Below are 24,029 nucleotides of genomic sequence, written 5' to 3'. Positions count from 1 at the left end.
GGGGGATGTCCTCGACCTTGGTGGGGGGTGGAGTTTTTAGCCTACCTAAGAGGGATTGAAACGTAGCAGTAGGAGAGCGTAAGTACGAGGTAGTATTGGCGTTTTTAGCCTACCTAAGAGGGATTGAAACTTTAGGTGCAGATTTGGTAGGATGTTATGTCAAAAAGTTTTTAGCCTACCTAAGAGGGATTGAAACCCTTTTTCTGTAATCCGAAATATTTTGCTATCCCTTGTTTTTAGCCTACCTAAGAGGGATTGAAACGCCCGAATGGAGCCGCAATCGCCTGCCCAAAAGCCAGTTTTTAGCCTACCTAAGAGGGATTGAAACAGGCAATGGTATGTCTTCGTCTATTACTTCAAAGTCTGTTTTTAGCCTACCTAAGAGGGATTGAAACGATAGTGGAGTGGCATTGATATTGGCCGGGATGTTAGGTTTTTAGCCTACCTAAGAGGGATTGAAACTCGTAAAAATATAGGGGTTGTCGCAACAGGCTGCCAGGTTTTTAGCCTACCTAAGAGGGATTGAAACTTGCACTACACCCCCGGCCCCACCCCTGGCCTTTCGGTTTTTAGCCTACCTAAGAGGGATTGAAACATCTTTCGTGTTGAACTATCGCATACGGCAAGTCATAGTTTTTAGCCTACCTAAGAGGGATTGAAACGTAACACAGGACTTTTTAGAACAGATGAAAGCAACAGAGTTTTTAGCCTACCTAAGAGGGATTGAAACGTCGAACTTATGCCCACACGTGGCACAACGTGTGGCAGTTTTTAGCCTACCTAAGAGGGATTGAAACAGTAATGCTGCTATTGCCATCTCAAGGTCGGCAATACGGTTTTTAGCCTACCTAAGAGGGATTGAAACTGTTTCATCACTTATTTGACCTGTCCTTATTTCTTCACCCGTTTTTAGCCTACCTAAGAGGGATTGAAACCTCGGTGTCAGCGTAAGTTTGTATGCAAAAATAAAAGCACGTTTTTAGCCTACCTAAGAGGGATTGAAACACTGCTGCAGCATCTCCAAAACTTGTTTCATCTGCGTTTTTAGCCTACCTAAGAGGGATTGAAACTTTTCTATTGCTGAATAAGTTACAAAACTAATACCAACGTTTTTAGCCTACCTAAGAGGGATTGAAACGATTATGAGACACTTATAAAGCTAGCTGATATTTTTAAGTTTTTAGCCTACCTAAGAGGGATTGAAACGATCTAATCTCATTCTTATTCTGTTTACTTTTGCTGTTTTTAGCCTACCTAAGAGGGATTGAAACATATTCTGCTAATCTGTGCCACTCTAACTTCAAGCTCTTGTTTTTAGCCTACCTAAGAGGGATTGAAACCTCCGACGGCACTCTCGTTAACACCAACCTCCCACGCTAGTTTTTAGCCTACCTAAGAGGGATTGAAACTCGACATTACCAAAGCTCTTATTCAGCTCTGCCAGCGTTTTTAGCCTACCTAAGAGGGATTGAAACTCCATAATACGTGCGTTAATCATACTATCACCTTTGACAGTTTTTAGCCTACCTAAGAGGGATTGAAACCTCCCCACCAATCTCACCAATTTCTAAATTTTTAAAGTTTTTAGCCTACCTAAGAGGGATTGAAACGTAGAACCCCATGCATAAGGAGCATAATCCTCCTCATCGTTTTTAGCCTACCTAAGAGGGATTGAAACCAGATGTGGAAGAATTCTCCATTACATTCAAAAGCTCGTTTTTAGCCTACCTAAGAGGGATTGAAACTTAAAGAATTTGTTAACTGCTTGCTTAACTGTTAAAAGTTTTTAGCCTACCTAAGAGGGATTGAAACGTTGTTTAATTCGTCCCTTATCCAATCCATGAGAGGCGTTTTTAGCCTACCTAAGAGGGATTGAAACAATCTGTTTTTCTTTATCGACTGGCTTAGCACCTAAGTCGTTTTTAGCCTACCTAAGAGGGATTGAAACTTTCTTTTACACTGCGTTGCTCATGATTTCCCCCAGTGTTTTTAGCCTACCTAAGAGGGATTGAAACATCGCCAACAAAATATTGGCGATTACTGGGGGAAATCATGTTTTTAGCCTACCTAAGAGGGATTGAAACTTGGTGGTCCATACATATTCGGGTCTGCGTGCTTGTCCAGTTTTTAGCCTACCTAAGAGGGATTGAAACTTAAGCTTGTACGAGTATGACTTGGGTGATTATGATGGTTTTTAGCCTACCTAAGAGGGATTGAAACCTTTTGATGAGTATTCCTTTTTCTCTAAGAAGCTCAAGTTTTTAGCCTACCTAAGAGGGATTGAAACTCTCTTACCTCTTTTTCTTACGCCACCACGCATTTTATCGTTTTTAGCCTACCTAAGAGGGATTGAAACTTAATAAATTCCTCAAATGATTCTTCAGGAATTTCTATGGGTTTTTAGCCTACCTAAGAGGGATTGAAACTCTACTCTTATCGGTGCGTGGTTTGCTTTTACGACGTTTTTAGCCTACCTAAGAGGGATTGAAACATTATACCTCGCCATCACCTCACCACCTTCACAACTCCACGTTTTTAGCCTACCTAAGAGGGATTGAAACAGCCTTAATCCCGGCAAAGAAAAAATGTTAAAGGAGGTTTTTAGCCTACCTAAGAGGGATTGAAACATTTCAATTTTTCTGAAAATTCTCTTCAAAATAATTTTGTTTTTAGCCTACCTAAGAGGGATTGAAACCTTCAACTGCTATTTTTTTTGCTATCAGTTCGCCTGTTTTTAGCCTACCTAAGAGGGATTGAAACCTAAAAACCGTCCTGAAAAGCGTTTATTTGCGCTTTTGTTTTTAGCCTACCTAAGAGGGATTGAAACTTTATTGCCCCATTGCTTACAAGTGTGTAACCAAGTCGTTTTTAGCCTACCTAAGAGGGATTGAAACTCCCTAAACACCCCTTTCAAACGCCTATATTTGCCCTGTTTTTAGCCTACCTAAGAGGGATTGAAACTCATGAAGCCTGCATCCCAGGCTTCTTGTTTATCACGGAGTTTTTAGCCTACCTAAGAGGGATTGAAACGTTCTTCAAGCTTCTCTCTTGAAAGAGAAGCTTTCAGACTGTTGACAAAATATCGGGAACCCGTTATTATGAGAAGGGTTCCTTGTTTTTTTAACGGTACAAAGCAAAAGAGGAGAGGAGAAGAAAGATGTTATCAAAGAAAGAGGATGCAAGACATCAAATAGAATTTGTAAGCATAGATCAATTAGTACCACAAGACCACCTTTTAAGAAAGATAGAAAAAGTCATAGACTTTAGCTTCATATACGATTTAGTAAAAGACAAATATTCCGAGGGTCACGGCAGACCAAGCATAGACCCAGTAGTACTCATAAAAATACTTTTCATTCAATATCTTTTTGGCATACCATCGATGAGGAGGACAATAGCAGAAATAAAAACAAATGTAGCGTATAGATGGTTTTTAGGGTATGGGCTGACAGAAGAAATACCTCATTTTTCAACATTTAGTCAGAACTACATAAGAAGATTCAAAGGGACAGACATATTTGAGAAAATATTTACGAAGATTTTAGAAGAAGCAATAAAACATGGGCTAGTAAATGCAGAGGAAGTATTCATAGATTCAACCCATGTAAAAGCAAGTGCCAACAAGAAGAAATACACCAAAGAAATAGTAGAACAAGAAGCCAGGACTTATCAAGAAAAACTAGAAGAAGAAATAAACAAAGATAGAGAAGCTCATGGCAAAAAGCCATTAAAGAAAATCAAGAAGATAAAGACGAAAGAAGTGAAAGTAAGCAAAACAGACCCAGATAGCGGAATGTTAAACAAAAACGGAAAAGAAAAAATCTTTGCATATTCTTTTCATACAGCCTGCGATAAAAATGGATTTGTATTAGGAGTAAAAGTAACAGCAGCAAATGTACACGACAGTGTGATGTTTCAAGAAGTATTAGAAGAAGTTGAAAAGAGGGTAAGAAAACCGAAAGCAATAGCAGTAGATGCAGGCTATAAAAATCCGTACATATTAAAGACAATATTTGATAGACAAATAATACCAGCAGTACCATACACAAGGCCAAAAACAAAAGATGGTTTCATGAAAAAACATGAATTTGTTTATGATGAATACTATGACTGTTACATATGCCCGCAGAATGAAATATTAACATATGTTACAACCAACAGAGAAGGATATAGAGAATACAAATCAAACCCAGAAAAATGTAAAAACTGTCCTCTAAGAGAAAAGTGTACCCAAAGTAAAGACTACACAAAGAGGATATTCAGGCACATATGGGAAGGATATGTAGAAGAAGCAGAACACCTAAGGCATACACCTTACTGTAAAGAAGTATATGAGAGAAGGAAAGAGACAATAGAGAGAGTATTTGCAGATTTAAAGGAGAAGCATGGTTTGCGATGGACGACGTTAAGAGGGAAGGAAAAATTGTCCATGCAAGCGATGCTTGTTTTTGCTGCCATGAATTTAAAGAAAATGGCCTTATGGTTATGGAGGAAGGGCAAAGGGCCCTTTGACATTTCAAAACTTTATCCATTATTTGGAGTTTTAAAGAAAATTTTATCCAGATATATACAGCCCCTGCTTTCGGTACTAAGAAAACAGGGGCTAAAATTTTGCTTTGTCAACAAACTGCAAGCTTCTCTCTTGAAAGAGAAGCTTTTAATGTTTTTAGCCTACCTAAGAGGGATTGAAACGAGGATGGGGTATACGCTGCCACAACCGGTAGAGATAGAGTTTTTAGCCTACCTAAGAGGGATTGAAACAGTACAGATTCTACAACTATATTTCAAGTACAAAAGTGTTTTTAGCCTACCTAAGAGGGATTGAAACTCATTCGAGCCCTCTTTAAAAAAGAGGGTTGGAACGGTTTTTAGCCTACCTAAGAGGGATTGAAACCTTCATTTTTGCTATCATTAGTGTATAGTTTCCCATATGTTTTTAGCCTACCTAAGAGGGATTGAAACTATACTATGTTTTTATCATCAATTTCCAGCCTTCATGTTTTTAGCCTACCTAAGAGGGATTGAAACTTAAGCCCCACAATATTAACTTCTTTACCATAGTGACGTTTTTAGCCTACCTAAGAGGGATTGAAACTCGCAAATACAAAATCTTCCATGTTTATGTTGTACTGTAAGTTTTTAGCCTACCTAAGAGGGATTGAAACGCATGTTGGTCCGGCGCAAAACGTAGTAGTTGGCCGTGTGTTTTTAGCCTACCTAAGAGCGATTGAAACATTTACATCCAAGTAACGTATTGTTAATCTCCCATCGCTGGTTTTTAGCCTACCTAAGAGGGATTGAAACGTAAGTCTTCTCTTTCTACCGCTTGTACTTCTTGTCTGCGCGTTTTTAGCCTACCTAAGAGGGATTGAAACTTTGCGGGCACTTTTTATGTTTCCTTTTCTTCGTTTAAAAGTTTTTAGCCTACCTAAGAGGGATTGAAACTCGTTTGTGCATTGTCTGCCGAAAGAAGTAAGTCATAGTTTTTAGCCTACCTAAGAGGGATTGAAACATTGTTATCACACCTAACATGGACTTTATTATCGTCGGTTTTTAGCCTACCTAAGAGGGATTGAAACCGTGATACAATAGGTGCACACGTGCAGGGACATAATTAGTTTTTAGCCTACCTAAGAGGGATTGAAACTCTTCAGCTGGACTATGAAAACCTAAAAATCTTGCGACAGGTTTTTAGCCTACCTAAGAGGGATTGAAACTGCTTCTAACTGTATACGTCTGGGGCAGGCCCCCGCGTTTTTAGCCTACCTAAGAGGGATTGAAACTTCAAAAACGGTTGGGACATGCCAGAATACAGACTACATTGTTTTTAGCCTACCTAAGAGGGATTGAAACCTTCTTCTTCAAGAAAATCTATATTAAGAATTGTTGACGTTTTTAGCCTACCTAAGAGGGATTGAAACCTGGGAGCCTTAATCCCGGCAAATATGGTGGGAGTGGGTTTTTAGCCTACCTAAAAGGGATTGAAACTCTAATCTCTTTAAGAAGTAAAATTCTTACTAGCTGAGTTTTTAGCCTACCTAAGAGGGATTGAAACGTGATAGGATAGATTTTAATCCTCTGAAGCGTTCTATGTTTTTAGCCTACCTAAGAGGGATTGAAACCTCGTTCGTGCTGGTTTTCTTCTGATTTTTGTTATTGTTTTTAGCCTACCTAAGAGGGATTGAAACTGTACATTGCGGCTTGGCTCGCCGAGGAGGGCTATGATGTGTTTTTAGCCTACCTAAGAGGGATTGAAACTTCCTTTCAGATAGGATTTGGGAGAAGTCTGAAAAGGTTTTTAGCCTACCTAAAAGGGATTGAAACTAACGACTCCAATCCTGACCTGCCTCTACATGTTTCGGTTTTTAGCCTACCTAAGAGGGATTGAAATAGGTTGTGCTAGAGAGTTTCCTGAGCTGTAGTGAAGGTTTTTGTGTTTGCTATATTGACATAAATCCATAAAGTGGTTATAAACTGTTTTAATCTTTCTTTCATATTGAAGAAGCTCACGAAACTTTTTATTTACTTTTTGGTAAAAAGTTGCTTTTTAGAAAGGAGGGATGACTGAGAAGAATTTCTTATCAATAAAAGAAGGAATGGAGATTTTTAGTACGGAGCTAAAAGTGTGAGGGAGGTCTATAGAGTTGAGAAAATTAAATAATGTGATTTTTAAGGTATTAGTCTTATTACTTGTTTTTACTTTACTTATGTCTTTGCCCCCAAAACGTAATGCAAAAGTACTAGGGATTGAAATAGTAGAACTCCCGAATGATCCAAAATTTGAAAATAATAATATAATAAAAATGCCAAAGTAGCATTAAAATATATTGAAGGCGTTATGGTAATGCCTGGGCAGATTTTCTCTTTTAACAAAACAGTAGGAAAACGAACGATAGCAAGGGGGTTTTATGAGGGACTTTCTGGTTCAGGAGGTGATTATTATAAAGACGTAGGAGGAGTATGTGTTACAGCAACAGCAATTCATAGGGCGTAGCGAATAGCAAACTATAAGTAGTAGAAAGGCACAAACATTTATATAAAGCGATATATGCACCGAATGGCGATGATGCTGCGGTAGACTGGAATGCAACTTGGGATTATAAATTTAAGAATACAAGCAAGGATATTACCTTTATAAGAACGATAGAGACAGATACTTTTATTGCAGGGTATTTTGAAACTTTAGGAGAAAAAGATTATAACGTAGAGATTTACATAAACGGAAGCTTGCTCGATATTTCTGAAGAATACGGAAAAGCGTACGTAGAAGATGGAAAAATATTCGTGCCATTATGGGCCATTATAGAAAAATTAAATGGAGAGATATATTGGAATGATTTGAAAAAGAGGATTAATATTAGATATAATAACACAGAAATAGAACTACAACTTGGGAAGAATCTTTATACAAAAAATGAGGAAATTTTTTCAATGGAAGTTTTCCCGAGGGCAGAAAATAATCGCACATATGTGCCTTTAGAGTTTTTGATTGAAGGTTTGGGCGTTAAAGTAAATTATACGATAGGAGAGGGAAAAACAGTACTTTCTATTGAAGAGGATTCAGCTGAACAATTATAGATGGCCTTGTAGAAAAGCAAGGCTATTTTTTATTGTTGTGAACTACTTTAAAGTTGAAATTTTTATAATTTCAAGAAGGAAATTGGCAATTGATGTAGAATTATACATAGTAAAAAGCAGAACTGTTAGATGATAATTATACAAAATTTTCTTTTTTGAAGTTTAGAAAAAGTGAGGGAGAAAAAGATGGAAAAAGTATGGCTTCTGAAACTTAAAGCTTTTCTTCATGACCCTCCTCATAAGCATTGGATAATTTCTATGGACAATGAAGAATGTATAAAAAAGTTCCAGCTTCAGGAAAAAGGTCGATGCCATGAGATTTTAATTAAATCTAAAGTAATTGAACCACTTCTTGGAGAAGATTTAACAGAGGAAGAAGAGAAACTTATTGAAAAAGCAGATACACAAGCTTATCCTGTAAATAGAATACTTCCCCCAGTGGCTGTTAAAATAAGAGGAGAAGATGTGATATTTTTTGACATGTTTAATAAAAAAATATATTACGATATACTGGCAGAAACAGATTATGAAACTGAGAATAAGCGTTTTTTAGAATTAGTAGAGAAGCTTGCAAAGAATTATAACCTTTCTAGGATAAAGGAAGAAGAAAAAAAAGAAAAAGCCAAAATCTTGCTTTTATTTCTATGGAGATTCTACCAAGAAATTTTTCACTGGATGAGAATCCATCCTGCAGATACAAGGGCGCCCAATCACTCCATCTATGATCACCTTGTCCAAACTTCTACTCTGGTTTCAGCACTTCCCAAACCAGCATTTTTGCTCTTTACAATTGGCCCTGTTCAGAGCTTTATTGCTACGGCGAGAAAAACTTCTGATTTATGGGCTGGAAGTTATATGCTTTCTTACTTTATATGGAAAATCATGAAGTTTGTAGTTGAACGTTATGGGGCAGATGTGATTGTGTACCCAAATCTTTTAGGTCAACCTCTTGTAGATTTATGGCTTAGTTCGGAGGTATTTGGTAATTCGCTTACTCATTTATCACAAAAGGAATTTGATGAATGGTTTAAAGAGTGGAATAACATTCCAAGGTCTAAGGGTTTGGAAGAAAAGTTGACTATTGCCAATATGCCCAACAGATTTCTTGCAATTGCGCCAATTAATGAAGGTGAAGCTTTAAAACTGGGCGAAGAGTGCGAGAAAAACTTTAAAGAACAACTAAAGAGCCTAGCAAAAAAGACAGTGAAAAGATTAGAAAGTATTTTAAATCTAGAGGGGGATTTAGAGAAAATTCAATTGCAGATTGAAAATCAGCTATTAAATTATTTCCAGGTTTACTGGGCGGTTATGCCATGGTTTGAAGAGAAAGAGTCTCCAAAAGAGGTTTTGGATGATTACAAAGAAATAATAGGAGAGACAGAGCTTTACAAAACGATAAGTGAGTTTATAGAATCTGTTCCTAAGATATGGAGTAAAAATAAAGAAAAAGATGAGGAATACAGAGATTTTAGCATAGCCTATTCATTACTTCTTGAGCTAACTGAAAAATTGCTTGGAGCGAGGAAGAGCATAAGGGAATTTGAACAGTTAGAACAAAAAGGGCGTAAGTGCAGTTTATGTGGAGAGTTTGAAGTTTTGCCATTAGATTGGGAAAAATTGAGGAGTAAGGAAAAAGGCTTGGTAAAAGAAAAAGAGCAACTCTGTGGAGTGTGTCTTGCAAAGCGATTATTCCCAAAGGTAATGAAGGAAGAGCTAAATCTTTCCGAAGAAATGAAATTTCCCTCAACTTCTGAAATGGCAACTATTGGAGAAAAAAGGAGAATTGCTGACAACAAAGAGTTTATTGCAGAGTTCAAGGAATTATTTGGAGAATTTAAACAGAAGCTTTTGCTTCCCAATACTGTTTCTGTTCCGAAATTAAAAGATAACCAACTTTTTGAAATAGATGGACAGTGGTTGATGAGGGAGAGTTATAGAGAAGAATATATTAAAAGTGAGCATACAGAGAACTTCAAAGTAGAGGAATTTCAGAAGATGTCTCAGAAAATAACAAAGCTTTTAGAAAAACACAGGGTCAACCCTTCCAGATATTATGCTATTCTTCAAATGGATGGGGACCACATGGGGAAGTGGTTAAAAGGAGAGAATAATCCACCTATAATGGAAACTTTACACCCCAAAGTGGGAGAACATATAAAACAACATGCAAAAGATAACCTATCTTCGATACTTTGTAAGAAACACCCTACTACTCCTTCTCTTCACCAGACCTTGAGTAGGAAAATTTCCACGTTTGCTCTTCAAGAAGTGCGAAGAATTGTAGAAGAAACACATTACGGGAAATTGGTTTATGCAGGAGGAGATGACGTTCTAGCATTACTTCCTGTAGAAGAGGTGTTGGAATGTGCTTATGAATTGCAGAACGCTTTTAAAGAAGTTTTAAGTTCTGAAGCCTCCATGAGTGCAGGCATTGTAATAGTTCATCACAAATATCCTCTTTACCTTGCCTTGAAAGAGGTTCAATTGGCTCAGAAGAAAGCAAAAGACGAAAGACAGTATAATAGAAATGCTTTTTGCCTTAAGTTTATAAAAGGAAGTGGAGCACTAAAAGAATGCGGGGGCAAATGGGCGTTGATGGATTTTTTGAGAGAACTCATAGAGCATTTCAAGAAAGGAGAATTTTCATCCACTTTTCCCTATCAATTTTTTGAGGTAGTAGACAGATTGTATGATGACGAAAATAAAGAACAAATTATTGGGATTTTGAGAAATGAATTAAAGAGAATATTTCTTCGTCAGAGTGGAAACAGAGATATTTTAGAAAAATATGCTAGTGAGATATTGCTCCCAAAGTTTGATGAGATAGTTAAAGAAACGCCAGATAGAGTGATAGATTTTGCTAATATGTTGATTATAGCAAGGTCAATTGCAATGGAGCATTCCTGTAATGAATAAAAAATAAGGGAGAATGGACTTTGAAAAAATAAGTACCTCCTGATAAAATACAGAGTGTAAGTTTAAGAACTTACCTCGAATTATCAAAATAAACAGGAGGTACCTAAAATGAAGTATAAACAAAATGAAAAGATTTTGCAAGTAACGGGAGACACATTAATTGCGGGAGTAGACATAGCAAAAGAAAGCCATTATGCCAGAGCATTTGACTACAGAGGAGTAGAATATGGGAAATACCTGAGATTTGAAAACAATAGAGAAGGTATGACAAAATTTCTTAACTGGGCAAAAGACTTGATGGAGAGACATAAGAAAAACAAACTAATAGTAGGGATAGAACCGACAGGGCAATATTGGCTGTGTTTTGCCCAATACCTTAAAGACAATAACATAAAGGTAGTATTGGTTAATCCATTTCATGTAAAGATGAGCAAAGAATTAGATGACAATTCTCCCACAAAAAGCGATAAGAAAGACCCAAAAACAATAGCAATGCTAGTAAAAGACGGGAGATATGTAGAGCCGATAATACCTGAAGGAGTATATGCAGAATTAAGGGTAGCGATGGGCATAAAAGACAGGTTGAACAAACAAATAGGGATGACAAAAAATCAAATAACAAGATGGTTGGACATATACTTTCCAGAGTTTAACACCGTATTTTCAGACTGGGAAGGGAAAGCAGCACTTATCACATTAAGAGAATTTCCAACGCCTGAGAAGATAGCAAAAAAGAGTGCTGAAGAAATAATATCGATATGGAAGAAAGAAGTACAAAGAGGGGTAGGAGAAAAAAGGGCTATAAAGCTGATAGAAACTGCTAAGGAGAGCATAGGGAAGAAGCAGGGCATAAAGATGGCGGAATACGAGATAAAGACTCTCATTGAACAATACGAATTTTTAAAAAAACAAATTGAAGAAATAGAGAAGAAGATGGAAGAATTAATAGTTGAGATACCAGGGGTTAAAGAACTACTAGAAATCAAAGGGATAGGAGTAAACACAGTAGCAGGTTTTATTGCAGAAGTAGGAGATATTGAAAAATATGAACATCCAAAACAGATACAAAAACTAGGGGGATTAAACCTAATAGAAAATAGCTCTGGTAAGCATAAAGGAGAAACGACAATAAGTAAAAGAGGGAGGAAGCGATTGAGGAGTGTGCTATTTAATGCAGTAATGGCCTTGGTCGCAAAAAACGAAGAATTTCGTGAACTACACAAATATTACACCACCAGAGCGCAAAACCCGCTAAAAAAGAAGCAATCACTAATAGTATTGTGCAACAAACTGATAAGGATATTTTATGTCATATTAAAGAAAGGAGTAAAATATGACCCAATCAAGATGATGAAGGACATAAAGAGGCCAGGCTTACAGGAAGCTGCATAAAAAGTGCCAACATACTATCAAATCAATTAAGGGTTAATCATCTTCTCTTCAGCTTTAACTTAGTCACATCTAAAGAGCTGACCCTTAAGAAGAAATTGATTTTTATGAAAAGCGAAAGTGTGAACGATGTGACATAAAAGGTAAAAGAAGGAATAAGACAAAAACAACCAATCAAGAGATGGGATATTGACAACAAGAGCGGGAATTGTCATAAAAATAATCACCATACGGGCAAAGACCCTGCAATGGAGCAGAAATGACATCCACCTCATGGCAGGTAGAACGAAGGAATTAAGGACTAAGATCCAGTGAGACATGGGAGGGTAAACCCCATGAGATAAGTGGAGCTATCCCGCCATAATATGGAAATAGGATATGAGGTTTATTAAGCTTACCCATTTAATGGTTAGATAAGTAAGAAATGGTAATATAAGCCATGAGATGCTCTTGTTGTGATGAGAAAATTAAAGAAAAACTAAGATATTAAGAGAAAATAAAAGATAATGGTAGCGTCAAGTAAGAACATGAGGATTCCCTAAAAAATAGAAATTGTAGGTAGTAGTTAGCAAAGAAATCAGTGATTATTAAATCAATAACTTAAAATGACACCTAGGGAAAAACTATAAGTAAATAAAATCTAAGCTTTTATGGGCAAAGAAGGCAAATATCACCCTATGGTAAGCTAGACTATTTCAAATACAGTCTAACTTACCACATAAAAGTTGTCAAGATTATAGAGTTTAATTAAGCTCAACAAACCATTGAATCAGTTTAGCCCAATTATCCACTTGGTGGCCATGTTTATCTTTAAGGGGTGCAAGTACTTTGCCATCGGAAGCCTCATGAGGTTTCAAGTGATTGTAGTACAGCTGATATAGCAATGCATGAGCGATAGCACCTTCAAAAGAACTAAAAGACTTATGGCGCTTGTAATGAGCCTTGTAAGAGCCAAATAAGCGTTCTAAACGGTTTTTATACGGTCTGTAAGTATGACTGTCACCACCGGGTGGAGGAGAGATTCCCAACACAGGTCGATGACGGATATTGGCTCCAAAGAAAACCGAAGCGAAATGGACTGCCACATCATAAATAGGCGCTTTATCTGTGACTAAAATGAATTCTCGGTTGTTGTAACGGTCAATGACCTCTTTAAGGATTGTCAAAGCAGCTAAAGCATCCCTATGAGGAGAAAGGTGCTGTGAGATAATAAAACCTCTCAAGCCATCACAGGCAGTAAAAAGGTAATGCCACTTACCTTTGACCTTTATGTAAGTCTCATCAATAACAACAAGGCCTGACAAAGGGAGGTTGATAGACTTAACAAGCGGAGCGAGTTTAGAGGCCAAGGAAACCACCCAGTTTTGTATAGTCTGATGAGAGAGTTGAACTTGCCATATATGCTGTAGTGCAGAGACAGTTTGCCTTAAAGAAAGACCGAGACCTACGTATAAATTAACAGTTTGTGCTATCAAGAATGGGCTAAAATGGCTTTTTGCGAGGTTAACAGGGGCAGCATTTGGAGAAGAAGAAGAGAGTTCATCAAAATCAACATCAAAAGCTCTGAAGCGATATCTTTTACGGTGGTTAAGCCACTTAGGGCAATTATCATTGCGACACTTAAACACAGTAAAATTCTTTCTAGTTTTATCCTGAATAAGTGCAGACCCGCAGAAAGGGCAGCGGTAAGTAGGGCGAGACTTTTTAGGAGCAGGTTTACCAGGAGCCCATTGATGTTTACACACTTTACACTGTAGTTTTTGAAAGCCGTCAGGGTCTTTACCAAAACTGTACAAATAATCAGGAGGGGCACCGCAAACAGGGCACTTATCAACATCAACACAAAGGGGTTTAATACGTCTAACATGAGAGATAGGCTTACCTTGAGCTTCAGCTTCGGCAAGGATTTTCTTGTAATCTTTTTTCTCAACAACTTTTTCAACAAGTGGCAAAGGATCCTCTAAAGGTGACAAAACTTTGTAGCCTGAAGGTTGGAGGTCAACAGGCGGCTGAATATCTACTTTAAAGTGTTTGAGAGCGAATAGAGAAATTTTAAGCAAAAAATTTAATAAATGAGTAAGAAGGAAAACGGGTAGTAGTTGTCGAAACATAAATTAGGATTCCCTCCTTTGGGTTGATGGTGTTTGTTTTTGCTACAACTACTACCTACGACACCAAGGGGAGGGAATCCTCCTTTTTCTCGAAAAAATTTTTATTCCAATGTTTTGGAGACTATAGATACGCGAATTTAAGGCTTTAATTTGACGTTACAAAGATAATAGAGGGAGGCGAGGATATGAAAGTTATATATCAAATTGGAAGATTTGATAAGGGTTTTATGAAAACTCAAGAATTTACTTTTCGGCAAGAAAAATATACAGAAGTTCTTACAAGTTTTGTTATGAAAAAATTTTTTCAAAAGAAAAATCCTCAAGAAAAAAGTATGGTAGTGTTGATTTTTCCTGTGAGTTTAATTTTAAATGAAAGTGCTATTAAGGAAGTGATTGAAAGCAACGACGAGGCAATAGAGAAATTTAAAGAAAAACTTGAAAGATTTAAAGATATGGTTCCAAATACACTGCAGGAGTACTCTACCGATCCTTACGCGTTTTATAGTTTTCACCCACACTGCAAAATTGCGGATGATTTCTTTGTTATCCATTCGTTAGGAGGATATAAAATTTTTGGCGAATATATAGAATTTAATTCTGACTACAATGATATAGTTTTACAAATTTTTAGTGACATGGCTATAAGGTATTTAAATGAATACAACAGAGATAATGAAACAATGGAGTTTTACATTGATATTTCTAGCGGACACAATATTTATATTTCAGCTTTGTTGGAAGCAGCAAGATATTTTTCTGTGTTTTCTGGTCTTTTAAATTGGCTTAAAAAAGAAAAGAGGCCAAAAATATTTTTAGCATTTTCAGATCCTATTTTGCCAGGAACGACAGGAATGAAAGAATATGAAATACACATTGAAGAACTACGCTTTAAAACCTTCTTTTCTTCTCCTATAGGGGAAGAAGAACTAGATAATTTCAATTTAGCTCGAAGAATAGCAGGAAAAGAAAAGGAGTTAAAAAATGTTCTCCAAAAGCTATTTGAAAATTTCCTCATCTGTTTTTCTGCTATTAAAAATAATACGCCACTTGTTTTGTATCATTTCAATTTTGATGCTTGGGAAGATGTAATTTCATTTTTAAAAGATTTTTTAGAAATGCTCAAACGAAAACTCTCAGGTACATGGGAAAGTTCACCAGTGCTTTTCAAATCTGATTATTTAAACACTATTTTATCTTTAGGATTTTATGCAGGAATTTTAGAAGTTTTAGAGACTAAGGGTATATCAAAATATGACTATGAAAATGGAATTGCACTCGAAGAGATAAAGCAACTCTTTGCCTCTGAAGAGAATTCTATTTATAAGTTATTCGGACTGGAAACTCATATTCCAATTTTGGGGAGGGAAGTTCATAATTTATGTCATGGAGGGAAAAAGAAAGAAAAATCTATTTTAAATCAAGCTACGGAAGAGTGGAGTAAGGTTTATAACTTTATAGATGAAGGAAAATCCAGCTCTTTTGAGAACAGAAATTTTTTAGCTCATAGTGGTTTTGAGAGAAATGTCACGGAAGTGAGAAAAGAAGAAGGGAAATTGTATTTAAGATATGACAAGAGTTTTGAAAAAAAGATTTTAAAGTGTTTAAAAAAGTATGTGTGAGTTTCAATAAGAAGGTGAGAATAATGAGAAATTACGAGTGTAAATTGCAAATAGTGACTCCAATAATAATGAGTGGTGCAAGAAAAAATTTGCTTGAATTAAGAGAGCAATCTATTAACGGTATTCTGAGATGGTGGTTTAGATTTTATGGAAGTTTGAAATATCAAAGTCTTCAGGAACTGCGAAAAAGAGAAAGTGAAATTTTTGGTTCCACGACCAAAGCCAAAAGATTTTATATAAAGATCCTTCAAGAACCACAAAGTAGAGGAAAAGCATACTTGTGCATGAATGACAGGAGAAAAAAAGGAGAAAAGGGTGCTGCAGTGAATTACAGTGAAAGGGTAAGGACTTCTTACGCACCTAATCAAGAGTTTATTTTAAATTTCAAATTTATGCCTCATTTTCCAAAAGAACATGAAAAAGAGCTTAAAAATTCGCTGATGTGTTTAAGTTTATTTGGTGGTATTGGTGCTAGATGGAGGAGAGGTTTTGGAAGTATAATTGTAAAAGAATTTGCTTTTTATGGTGAGGAATTAGAAGGGATTGGAAAAGAAATAAATAAGAGATTAGAAGAATTAAATATAAAAAACAGCTTAAAAATTAAACCTTTTGAAGAATTTATTAATTTTAGAAATACAAACATATTCTTAATCAAACCTAAAAATAGTTTTTGGGATTCTTATGAAAGTGCGATGAATGATTTGCGTGATAATTTCTATAGAGCTCTAAAACATGAGCTAAAAATTTCAGAGCTTTCTTATTCTCCTAGAGAAAGCAGAAGAAAAGCTTCTCCTTTAATAATACAAATAAAGAAAAATGTAAAAAATCATTACTTTGGAGTGATTTTAATATGGCAAGAGTGGCCTCAAAAAAAAGCAGCTGAAGATTTTTTAACAAAATTAGAAAAGTACGAATTTATAGGGATTAATCTTCCAGGAGAGTGAAAGGTCATGATAAGGTTTAAAATTACCCCTTACGATGTGTTTTTCTTTGGCTCGGGAAGGCCTTTTAATGTAGGTGATGTAGTATATTCCATTTTTCCTCATCCTCACACACTTGCAGGGGCTATTTGTACAAAAATTCATGCGCATACAAAAATTGACACATCGAGGATTTTGAAAAATGTTTATGGCCCTTTTATTGAAAGAAACGGGAAACTTTATTTTCCTAAGCCCAGTAATATTTTGGGGGAGAGAAAAAAAGAAGAAATTGAAAATATATTTCATGCTCGCCATTATGAATTAAATACTAAGCTTTTTAAGAAAGAAAATACTAATGCTGATTCTAACATTAAAACATTTCCGCTGTATATGGGTAAAGAGGATATAGGAACTTTTCCGGCTTTTATTTCTATAGAAGGGCTGAGAAAGTGGCTCAAAGGGGAGAAAATAGAAATACATGAAATACTTCAGTATAAAGAAATTTTCACAAAAGAAGAAAGACTTGGAATTAAAATGGATAGCACAGTGAATGCAGTAGGGGGAGAAGAAGACGCACTTTATAGAATAGAATTTATGAGATTAAAGGAAGATGTAAATCTCATTGTGTGGGTAGAATTTGATTTTGAAGCTGAAGAGATTAAAAAAGCAGGTTTTTCAGATGAAAGCAAATTGAGGGGATTTTTTAATCAACCGCCAAGAGCTTTAAAAATAGGAGGTGAGATGAAAAACGCCTTCTATGAAGTGGAGGAAGAAAATTTTGTGGAATTTTTGAGAGAAAATTTGGGAGTTTCACAAATGGTAGAAGTAAAATGTGGAGATATTGTAAAAGTTTTATTTCTGACCCCTGGAGTTTTTCCTGATTTTAAATTTTCCGTGGAAGGATTTGAAGTGTTTTCACTGGCTCTAGATAAATACACAATTGTAGGGAGGTACTCACCCAAATTAAAAATAACGAAGACTGTGAGGGCTTTTCCAAGTGGCACAGTGATGTGGTTTAAAGCGAAAGAGGACATGCTTTTAATGAATCCGGCTTTCATTGTACCTGAGGGCAATTATCATTCTTTTAAAATTCCAAGTGGTGAGCAAGAATTTATTGGCTCTAATCTAATTCTCATTGGCAAGGAGGAGGTAAAAGATGTATAAAGAAGCTGCTTTGATTACATTTTATGCTGAAACTCCTGTTCATATGGGCGCAGGGCAGAGCGTATCTTATGTGGACCTGCCAATCCAGAGGGAAAGACATACTGCTTTCCCAATTTTCTGGTCTAGCGGAATCAAAGGAGTTATAAGGGATACTTGCTACAGAATTTGGAAAGACAAAGATAAAGTGAATCTTATATTTGGTCCAGAGGAAGATTCTGACTTTGCTAGCTGTATAAGCATTACAGATGCAAAGATTTTGCTGTATCCGGTTCGTTCTGTTAGAGGCGTGTGTGCATGGATTACCTGTCCTTTTGTATTGAAGAGATTTAAAGAAGAATTGGAAAGTGCAGGAATAAATGAAGTTAATAAAAATTTCGAAGTGATTGATAATTTACACTTAAAAGATGGAGAGGCAGTGATTCCAAAAGAAAGTATTTCAGTTTTAGGGATAAATGATAAACAAGTGGCTTTTGAAGAGTTTGTATTTTCTATGAAAAACACGTCGGAGAATATTTCAGAAGTTGTCAAGTTTATAAAAAACTTGCTTCCTGATACTTCCCTTACAACAGATATTGAAAAACATTTTGCCATTGTATCAGATGACACGTTTAGAGATTTTGTAAATTATGCTGTTGAAGTGAGGACAAGAGTGAGAATTGACCAAAAGACAGGGACAGTGAAGGAGGGAGCATTGTTTACTGAGGAACTCATACCCTCTGAGAGCGTATTTTATTCACTTTTATTTATTAGTGACCCTTATTTTGGAATAGATGATGAATTTTATAGCTGCCTTCTTGAAGTGAAAGAAAAGACCCAGGGAAAACTTAACTGGGAAGAAGCAAAGAATAAGATTGAGAAAAAAGAATGGCTGGAAAAGGTAAAAAATAAAGAATTTTATCTTAAAAAAGCTTGGGAAGGGAATTATTTTAACTCTGCAGAAGTTTTAAATAATTTGCATGAAATATTAAATGGAACTATTCTTCAGCTTGGAGGAGATGAAACTACAGGGAAAGGGTTTATGAGGGTGAAAATTTCTCTTTAATCTCTAAAAAGGAGGACGAGAAAGGTGGTTGAAGGTTTAAAAGTTAAAACACTTGAGCAAGAAAGAGCAAGTTTTTGCCTTAAAGAAATAGAAGAATTGCCTAAAGGAAAAGACAAAAGGGACAAATATAAAACAAATGCTAGAAGACTGCCAGCTTTTATTGTTTCAAATGGTTTAATTCCTACCCTGGCTTTTTACAAATCCAAAGAGGAGACCAAGCCGGTATATGACACATTGAACAAATGGTTACAAAAAAGAGGATACATATCAGAGAATAAAGACGCTCTTGATGAACTTGTGGACAAAGATTTTCAAATTCTGCGGTTAGCTACCACAGAAATTTTAGCCCTGGCAAATTGGCTGAAGAGAACGGTTGAAATTGAAATAAAGGAAGAAAAAGATGATTTGTCTGGGGAGAGGGAAGAACAATGATAAAAAATTTTTCAAATTTAATAGAAACAGTGTACAAAAATGATTCAGAGATTACCTGGGAGAAGTGTGAAAATTTTTCTCTAGCATTTTCAAAATTAATAAGGAGAGAATTAATTGAAGGTACAGAAGGGAAGAGAAAAAACATATTCCTAAACAGTCTTACCAGATACTCCATAAAGGGAATAGATATTGTTAATCTTTTTTCTCGAGTTAATCTTCAAATTGAAGACCTTTCTAAGCAAGGCTACCAACCAATTTTAAGACAATACAAGATTACAACTGCTTCCAGATTGGTAATAGGTTTAGGTGCAGAACATCCTCTAGAAACTTCTCTTACAATACACCACATATTTGGAATACCTTATATTCCTGGTACTGCTTTAAAAGGTGTTTGTAGGATGGTAAGTTTTTGGGATATAGCAATAGAAGAAGCGAGGGGTGAAGAGATAGAAGAAGGGGAAATTGAGAATTTACAAAAGGAGCTTTATGAAGGTTTGATTTTTGATAGATCTTCTTCTGATAAAGGGAAAGAAGATTCGCCAAAAAGAGTTTTACATAAATTGCTTTTTGGTACACAGGATTTTAAAGGATTGCTTCTTTTCCTTGATGCCTTTCCGGTTATCAATAACAATGTTTCGCTTTTCGATGTGGATATAATAAATGTACATTATAAAAGTTATTACGGCGATGATACAGGGAAAACGGCACCAGGCGATTGGGAAAACCCTATTCCTATACCTTTTCTGACCGTGAAGGAGAATACTAGTTTTCAGTTTAGTGTGCTTTTTGACAGAGTCCGTTTTGAAGAACTCATAAAAGAAAAAATTCCACCGGAAGTGAAAGGGGCAATAGATTTTTTGAACGATTGCACCCGCTTACAAAAGTTGGTAGAAAACTGGATAAAGAAAGCTCTTACTGAATTTGGTATAGGTGCAAAGACAAGATTAGGATATGGATATTTCAAAATCCTCTGAAATATGCTAAATTATAAATAAAGGTGTCTTGTGTGAAAGGGCATACTAAGCTACTTTCAAACACACCTTTATACGCTGTAAATTATCTTTTAAAAACATAAAATTTCACACAAGGCAGGGAGATCTTTATGCAATCTAACAGAATAATAGTTTTAGAAGATAGGCTAAAAAGATTTTATGAAGTCTTACAGAAAAGGCAAAAAGACCTTGTCGTTTTTGTGGATGATGTGACGAACGAGCACAATTTTTCGGCGATATTAAGGACATGCGATGCTGTTGGAGTGATGAGAGTATACTATTTTTCTGAAGCAAAAAAGGGCATAGAGATAAATGAAGCGGTGTCAATGGCAGCAAATAGGTGGCTCTTTATTGAAAGGGTTTATGACAGAGAAAAGGCGATAAAGGAGATAAAAGAAAGAGAAAATTTGCAGGTTGTTGTCACTTGGCTAGATGAGTCATCAAAAGATTTCCGGGAAATAAATTATACAAAGCCTACTTTATTGGTGGTTGGGAATGAACTAAAAGGCGTGTCGGAGGATATATTAAATCTTGCGGATGAAAGAATTGTTATACCTATGATGGGTATGGTGCAAAGCCTGAATGTATCTGTGGCGACAGGCATAATACTTTATGAGGCTTTAAGGCAGAGGCTTGATAAAGGCATGTATTTAAAGCCAACCCTTTCAGAAAAGGAAATTGAAGAAATTATAATGAAGTGGAATAATGACATAATCGCTAGGAGAAAAGAAAGGAGAAAATAAGAGTGCGAAGAGGGGAAGTGCTTGCTCTTTCCGCAGGTGCCCTGTGGGGAACGACAGGTCTTTTTGTCAGGATGATAGTTAAATTGGGTTTTACTACCGCTGATGTGGCTTTTCTGCGCATGTTTTTTGGGGCCTTACTTGCTTTTTCTATTATTGCAGTATTGAGGCAATCTTTTTCATTACCTCTGTGGTCGTGGAAGTATTTGCTTGGGACGGGCATTTTGAGCCTTACTCTCTTTAACTGGTCTTATTTTCAAGCAATTAAGCTTACTACACTTCCTATAGCTGTAGCTCTTCTTTACACTGCTCCCGCTTTTGTAGTGGTCCTTGCGCGAATTTTTTACGGAGAAAGGATAACTTTAAGAAAAAGTATAGCCCTAATCCTTACTCTTACAGGAGTTTTACTGGTTTCAGGCGCTTTAAGGTCTTTCATTACCGGTGAAGAAATATCGTGGCTTGGCGTTTTGTACGGGCTTTTATCAGCAGTTGGCTATGGTTTGTACACTATTTTTGCAAAGCCACTTTCAGGGCATATACCACCAGAGAGGATTGCAGCCTTTACCTTTTTGATTGCAACTATCGCTCTTGTCCCGATTTCTTCTGTATTAGCAAAGCCTTCCATCTTTTTTAATACCCATGTGATTCTTCTAGGGTTTTTATTTGGTGCCTTTTCTACTGCACTTCCGTATTTTCTTTACACTCGAGCTCTTACTTTTATGGAGGCAGGAAGAGCAGCGATATTTACCACTATGGAGCCTGTTGTGGCAACTTTAATTGGAGTTTTTGTATTAAAAGAGCCTTTTAATTTATTTGAATTTTTAGGGATAACTTGTATTATAAGTGCTGTTATTTTGCTAAGTTTAAGTGATAAAGTCTCTACCCCAAACATTGATAATTAATCGCAAAAAGTAGTTGTTTAATTTTTTTAATATGCTATACTGAAGTCAAAGTAATCAAAACAAGGGGGAAGTGCCGTGAGGATGATAGACCTTTCCCACTTCATCGAAGAGGGTATGCCTCAATACCCTGGTCAGCCGGAAATTAAGGTAGAAAGACTTGTTGAAGTAGAAAAGGACGGGTACCAACTTACAGAGCTGAAATATGTCGTACATTTAGGAACTCATTGCGATGCGCCGGCTCACTTCATAGAAAAAGGAGACACAATTGAAAAACTTCCTGTTGACTTTTATTCAGGAGAAGCTGTTATAGTAGATGTGCCTCATTTGCCAGATAGATTGATGAGGCCAGAACTTTTGGAAGGTGTAGATTTAAAAGAGGGAGATATAGTCATTTTCCGCACAGGAATGAGCAAATACTGGAGAGAAGAGGCTTATATAAAAGAATTTCCATACCTCACAGAAGAGCTCGCCCATTTTTTGGTAGACAAAAAGGTAAAGGCAATAGGGCTAGATACTATATCTCCTGACCCTGTGGAAACAGAAGATTTCCCTGTTCACCACGTTCTATTAGGGAACAAAGTGGGAATAATAGAAAATCTGACAAATTTAGAAGCTATAGATAAAAAGAGATTTTTATTCATAGCGCTGCCTCTTAAAATAAAGGGTTCTGACGGTAGCCCTGTAAGGGCTGTAGCTATACTCGAATGAGCATTGGAGGGAATTAAATGGGGAAAGTGAAAGAAGTGATGCCTGTAAAACTTTTTTGCGGCTTTATATACAAAGAAGAGGAAGTAGTAAAGGAAGCGATAAAAAAGTTAAAAGAAAAATGGGGAGAAATAGACCTTGAGGCTGGTCCTTTTCCCTTTGACTTTACGGATTACTATGAAGAAGAGATGGGAAAAGATTTAAAAAAGCGCTTTGTATCCTTTGAAAAGCTTCTTAGTCCAGATGAATCGTATGAATGGAAGCTATTCACAAATTCTGTAGAAGAAATTTTTTCTGAAGGAGGAAAAAGAAAAGTCAATATAGACCCTGGTTACATAGACATGGCGAAAGTGGTATTATTCTCAACCAAGAATTTTTACCACAGGATATACCTTGGGAAAGGCATCTTTGCAGAGGTGACCCTTTACTATACAAAAGGCAAATATGAATTTCTTCCTTGGACCTATCCAGATTACAAGACAAAAGAGTATACAGAATTTTTTGTAAAATTAAGAGAAGTGTATTCCCTCCAAATAGAAAAACTGAGGAGAGATAAAAATGCGCGATAAGGAGCTTTTTGTAAGGTATGAGAAAAACCCCATACTCACAAGGGATGATATTCCCTATGATGCAAATGCAGTGTTTAATCCAGGAGTAATAGAATTTGACGGCTATGTCTATCTTTTATGCCGAGTAGAGGCCAAAGACGGATTTTCTCATCTTACACTTTGCAAAAGCAGGGACGGCCTTACAAATTGGGAGATACCAGATAAGCCCACTCTCTTGCCAGACGTAAATTACAGTGAGGAGATGTGGGGGCTTGAGGACCCTAGGATTGTGTACTTAGAGGACATGGGAAAGTACGCCATAACTTATGTTTCTTTTTCTCCAGGTGGTCCTGTAATATCATTAATGCTTACAGAGGACTTTAAAAGATTTGAAAGGAAAGGAGTTTTGGTGCCGCCAGAAGACAAAGACGGCTGCCTTTTCCCCAAAAAATTTAAAGATGGATATGCCCTTATACATAGGCCAATAATTAGAGGAGAAGGACACATCTGGATTTCCTTTTCACATGACCTCACCTACTGGGGCAAGCACCAGATTTTGCTGCCAGCAAGGCCGGGAATGTGGGACTGCCACAGAGTGGGATTAGGAGCACCTCCTATTGAAACTGAAGAAGGATGGCTTATAATTTATCACGGTATTCGCTACACTGCTTCTACAGCTGTTTACAGAGTGGGACTTGCACTTTTGGACTTAGAAGAGCCACAGAAAGTGATAAGGAGAAGCAGAGAGTGGGTGTTTGCACCGCAGGAAGAATATGAAAGGATTGGCAATGCAGTGAATATAGTGTTTCCAACAGGGGCAATATACAGAAAAGAAGAAGATAAGCTTATAATTTACTATGGTGCTGCAGATACAAGCATTGGAGTAGCTTTTGCAAGCTTAAAAGATATTTTAGATTATCTGAAAAGTGAGAAAAACGCTTAAAAATGTATACCCCTCCCTTTGATAGAGA

15 protein-coding genes, 3 pseudogenes and 2 CRISPR repeat arrays (1 of these 20 only partly in view) are annotated in these 24,029 nt (G+C 36.5%); of the genes and pseudogenes, 17 read left to right on the top strand and 1 reads right to left on the bottom strand.

The window, feature by feature from the left end; genetic code table 11:
• Window positions 1–3,030: direct repeats of the CRISPR family, unit length 30 nt; unit sequence GTTTTTAGCCTACCTAAGAGGGATTGAAAC; it reaches 11,482 nt to the left of the window's first position.
• Between the two features lie 127 nt (window positions 3,031–3,157).
• The 6 genes and pseudogenes from TTE_RS13365 to TTE_RS12610 all read left to right on the top strand — a co-directional run.
• A pseudogene (locus TTE_RS13365) lies at window positions 3,158–4,630 on the top strand (IS1182 family transposase); the annotation flags it as partial.
• A gap of 32 nt (window positions 4,631–4,662) precedes the next feature.
• Window positions 4,663–6,391: a CRISPR direct-repeat array (repeat unit 30 nt; unit sequence GTTTTTAGCCTACCTAAGAGGGATTGAAAC).
• A 417-nt stretch (window positions 6,392–6,808) separates the two neighbouring features.
• Window positions 6,809–6,994 (top strand): annotated as a pseudogene (locus TTE_RS14670) (VanW family protein); the annotation flags it as partial.
• A gap of 29 nt (window positions 6,995–7,023) precedes the next feature.
• Window positions 7,024–7,146: pseudogene (locus TTE_RS14665) on the top strand (hypothetical protein); the annotation flags it as partial.
• An 81-nt stretch (window positions 7,147–7,227) separates the two neighbouring features.
• A complete protein-coding gene (locus tag TTE_RS12620) occupies window positions 7,228–7,578 on the top strand; it encodes a copper amine oxidase N-terminal domain-containing protein (RefSeq protein ID WP_011026634.1) in 351 nt (116 codons plus the stop codon).
• 186 nt (window positions 7,579–7,764) lie between these two features.
• Window positions 7,765–10,494 carry a type III-B CRISPR-associated protein Cas10/Cmr2 gene (gene cas10 / locus TTE_RS12615; RefSeq protein WP_011026632.1) on the top strand — a complete coding sequence of 910 codons (2,730 nt, stop codon included), beginning with the start codon at window positions 7,765–7,767 and terminating at the stop codon, window positions 10,492–10,494.
• A 108-nt stretch (window positions 10,495–10,602) separates the two neighbouring features.
• A complete protein-coding gene (locus TTE_RS12610; RefSeq protein ID WP_011024548.1) occupies window positions 10,603–11,886 on the top strand; it encodes an IS110 family transposase in 1,284 nt (427 codons plus the stop codon).
• 740 nt (window positions 11,887–12,626) lie between these two features.
• Here TTE_RS12610 and TTE_RS12605 read toward each other — a convergent pair.
• Window positions 12,627–13,994 carry a DDE-type integrase/transposase/recombinase gene (locus TTE_RS12605; RefSeq protein WP_011024557.1) on the bottom strand — a complete coding sequence of 456 codons (1,368 nt, stop codon included), beginning with the start codon at window positions 13,992–13,994 and terminating at the stop codon, window positions 12,627–12,629.
• Between the two features lie 185 nt (window positions 13,995–14,179).
• Between TTE_RS12605 and csx1 the strand changes: the two genes are divergently transcribed.
• From csx1 to TTE_RS12550, 11 genes are all read left to right on the top strand, one after another.
• Window positions 14,180–15,613, top strand: coding sequence for a CRISPR-associated CARF protein Csx1 (csx1, locus tag TTE_RS12600; protein WP_011026631.1), 1,434 nt, complete (start codon window positions 14,180–14,182; stop codon window positions 15,611–15,613).
• A gap of 53 nt (window positions 15,614–15,666) precedes the next feature.
• On the top strand, window positions 15,667–16,557 hold the full coding sequence (cmr1, locus tag TTE_RS12595; RefSeq protein WP_235619553.1) for a type III-B CRISPR module RAMP protein Cmr1: 891 nt from the start codon (window positions 15,667–15,669) through the stop codon (window positions 16,555–16,557).
• Between the two features lie 6 nt (window positions 16,558–16,563).
• Window positions 16,564–17,697 carry a type III-B CRISPR module-associated protein Cmr3 gene (cmr3, locus tag TTE_RS12590; protein ID WP_011026629.1) on the top strand — a complete coding sequence of 378 codons (1,134 nt, stop codon included), beginning with the start codon at window positions 16,564–16,566 and terminating at the stop codon, window positions 17,695–17,697.
• Window positions 17,690–18,739: a type III-B CRISPR module RAMP protein Cmr4 gene (cmr4, locus tag TTE_RS12585; protein ID WP_011026628.1), complete on the top strand. Its 1,050-nt coding sequence runs from the start codon at window positions 17,690–17,692 to the stop codon at window positions 18,737–18,739. Before cmr3 ends, cmr4 begins: the two co-directional genes overlap by 8 nt.
• Before the next feature lie 24 nt (window positions 18,740–18,763).
• On the top strand, window positions 18,764–19,171 hold the full coding sequence (gene cmr5 / locus TTE_RS12580) for a type III-B CRISPR module-associated protein Cmr5 (protein WP_011026627.1): 408 nt from the start codon (window positions 18,764–18,766) through the stop codon (window positions 19,169–19,171).
• Window positions 19,168–20,145 (top strand): type III-B CRISPR module RAMP protein Cmr6, encoded by a 978-nt coding sequence (gene cmr6, locus TTE_RS12575; RefSeq protein WP_011026626.1) that lies wholly within the window; start codon window positions 19,168–19,170, stop codon window positions 20,143–20,145. Before cmr5 ends, cmr6 begins: the two co-directional genes overlap by 4 nt.
• Window positions 20,146–20,273: 128 nt before the next feature.
• Window positions 20,274–20,906: a TrmH family RNA methyltransferase gene (locus tag TTE_RS12570; RefSeq protein WP_011026625.1), complete on the top strand. Its 633-nt coding sequence runs from the start codon at window positions 20,274–20,276 to the stop codon at window positions 20,904–20,906.
• Window positions 20,907–20,908: 2 nt separating this feature from the next.
• The gene (locus TTE_RS12565; RefSeq protein ID WP_011026624.1) at window positions 20,909–21,805 is read left to right on the top strand and encodes a DMT family transporter; all 897 of its coding nucleotides are present in this window, start codon (window positions 20,909–20,911) and stop codon (window positions 21,803–21,805) included.
• A 75-nt stretch (window positions 21,806–21,880) separates the two neighbouring features.
• Window positions 21,881–22,513, top strand: a complete 633-nt coding sequence (locus TTE_RS12560; RefSeq protein ID WP_011026623.1) for a cyclase family protein — start codon at window positions 21,881–21,883, stop codon at window positions 22,511–22,513.
• A gap of 17 nt (window positions 22,514–22,530) precedes the next feature.
• On the top strand, window positions 22,531–23,079 hold the full coding sequence (locus TTE_RS12555) for a DUF4416 family protein (RefSeq protein ID WP_011026622.1): 549 nt from the start codon (window positions 22,531–22,533) through the stop codon (window positions 23,077–23,079).
• A complete protein-coding gene (locus TTE_RS12550) occupies window positions 23,069–24,001 on the top strand; it encodes a glycosidase (protein WP_011026621.1) in 933 nt (310 codons plus the stop codon). The genes TTE_RS12555 and TTE_RS12550 overlap by 11 nt, the downstream gene beginning before the upstream one ends.
• Window positions 24,002–24,029: the final 28 nt, after the last annotated feature.

Origin of the sequence: Caldanaerobacter subterraneus subsp. tengcongensis MB4, assembly GCF_000007085.1 — a bacterium.
GTDB classification, from domain to species: domain Bacteria; phylum Bacillota; class Thermoanaerobacteria; order Thermoanaerobacterales; family Thermoanaerobacteraceae; genus Thermoanaerobacter; species Thermoanaerobacter subterraneus.
Note: the sequence above shows the minus strand (reverse complement) of the source record. Positions and strands in the feature narration are given on the sequence as shown.

What these genes read in the sequence shown, in the direction of transcription:
- cas10 (WP_011026632.1), top strand. Translation starts at nt 7,765, where the DNA reads ATGGAAAAAGTATGGCTTCTGAAACTTAAAGCTTTTCTTCATGACCCT.
- TTE_RS12610 (WP_011024548.1), top strand. Translation starts at nt 10,603, where the DNA reads ATGAAGTATAAACAAAATGAAAAGATTTTGCAAGTAACGGGAGACACA.
- TTE_RS12605 (WP_011024557.1), bottom strand. Translation starts at nt 13,994, where the DNA reads ATGTTTCGACAACTACTACCCGTTTTCCTTCTTACTCATTTATTAAAT.
- csx1 (WP_011026631.1), top strand. Translation starts at nt 14,180, where the DNA reads ATGAAAGTTATATATCAAATTGGAAGATTTGATAAGGGTTTTATGAAA.
- cmr3 (WP_011026629.1), top strand. Translation starts at nt 16,564, where the DNA reads ATGATAAGGTTTAAAATTACCCCTTACGATGTGTTTTTCTTTGGCTCG.
- cmr4 (WP_011026628.1), top strand. Translation starts at nt 17,690, where the DNA reads ATGTATAAAGAAGCTGCTTTGATTACATTTTATGCTGAAACTCCTGTT.
- cmr6 (WP_011026626.1), top strand. Translation starts at nt 19,168, where the DNA reads ATGATAAAAAATTTTTCAAATTTAATAGAAACAGTGTACAAAAATGAT.
- TTE_RS12570 (WP_011026625.1), top strand. Translation starts at nt 20,274, where the DNA reads ATGCAATCTAACAGAATAATAGTTTTAGAAGATAGGCTAAAAAGATTT.
- TTE_RS12555 (WP_011026622.1), top strand. Translation starts at nt 22,531, where the DNA reads ATGGGGAAAGTGAAAGAAGTGATGCCTGTAAAACTTTTTTGCGGCTTT.
- TTE_RS12550 (WP_011026621.1), top strand. Translation starts at nt 23,069, where the DNA reads ATGCGCGATAAGGAGCTTTTTGTAAGGTATGAGAAAAACCCCATACTC.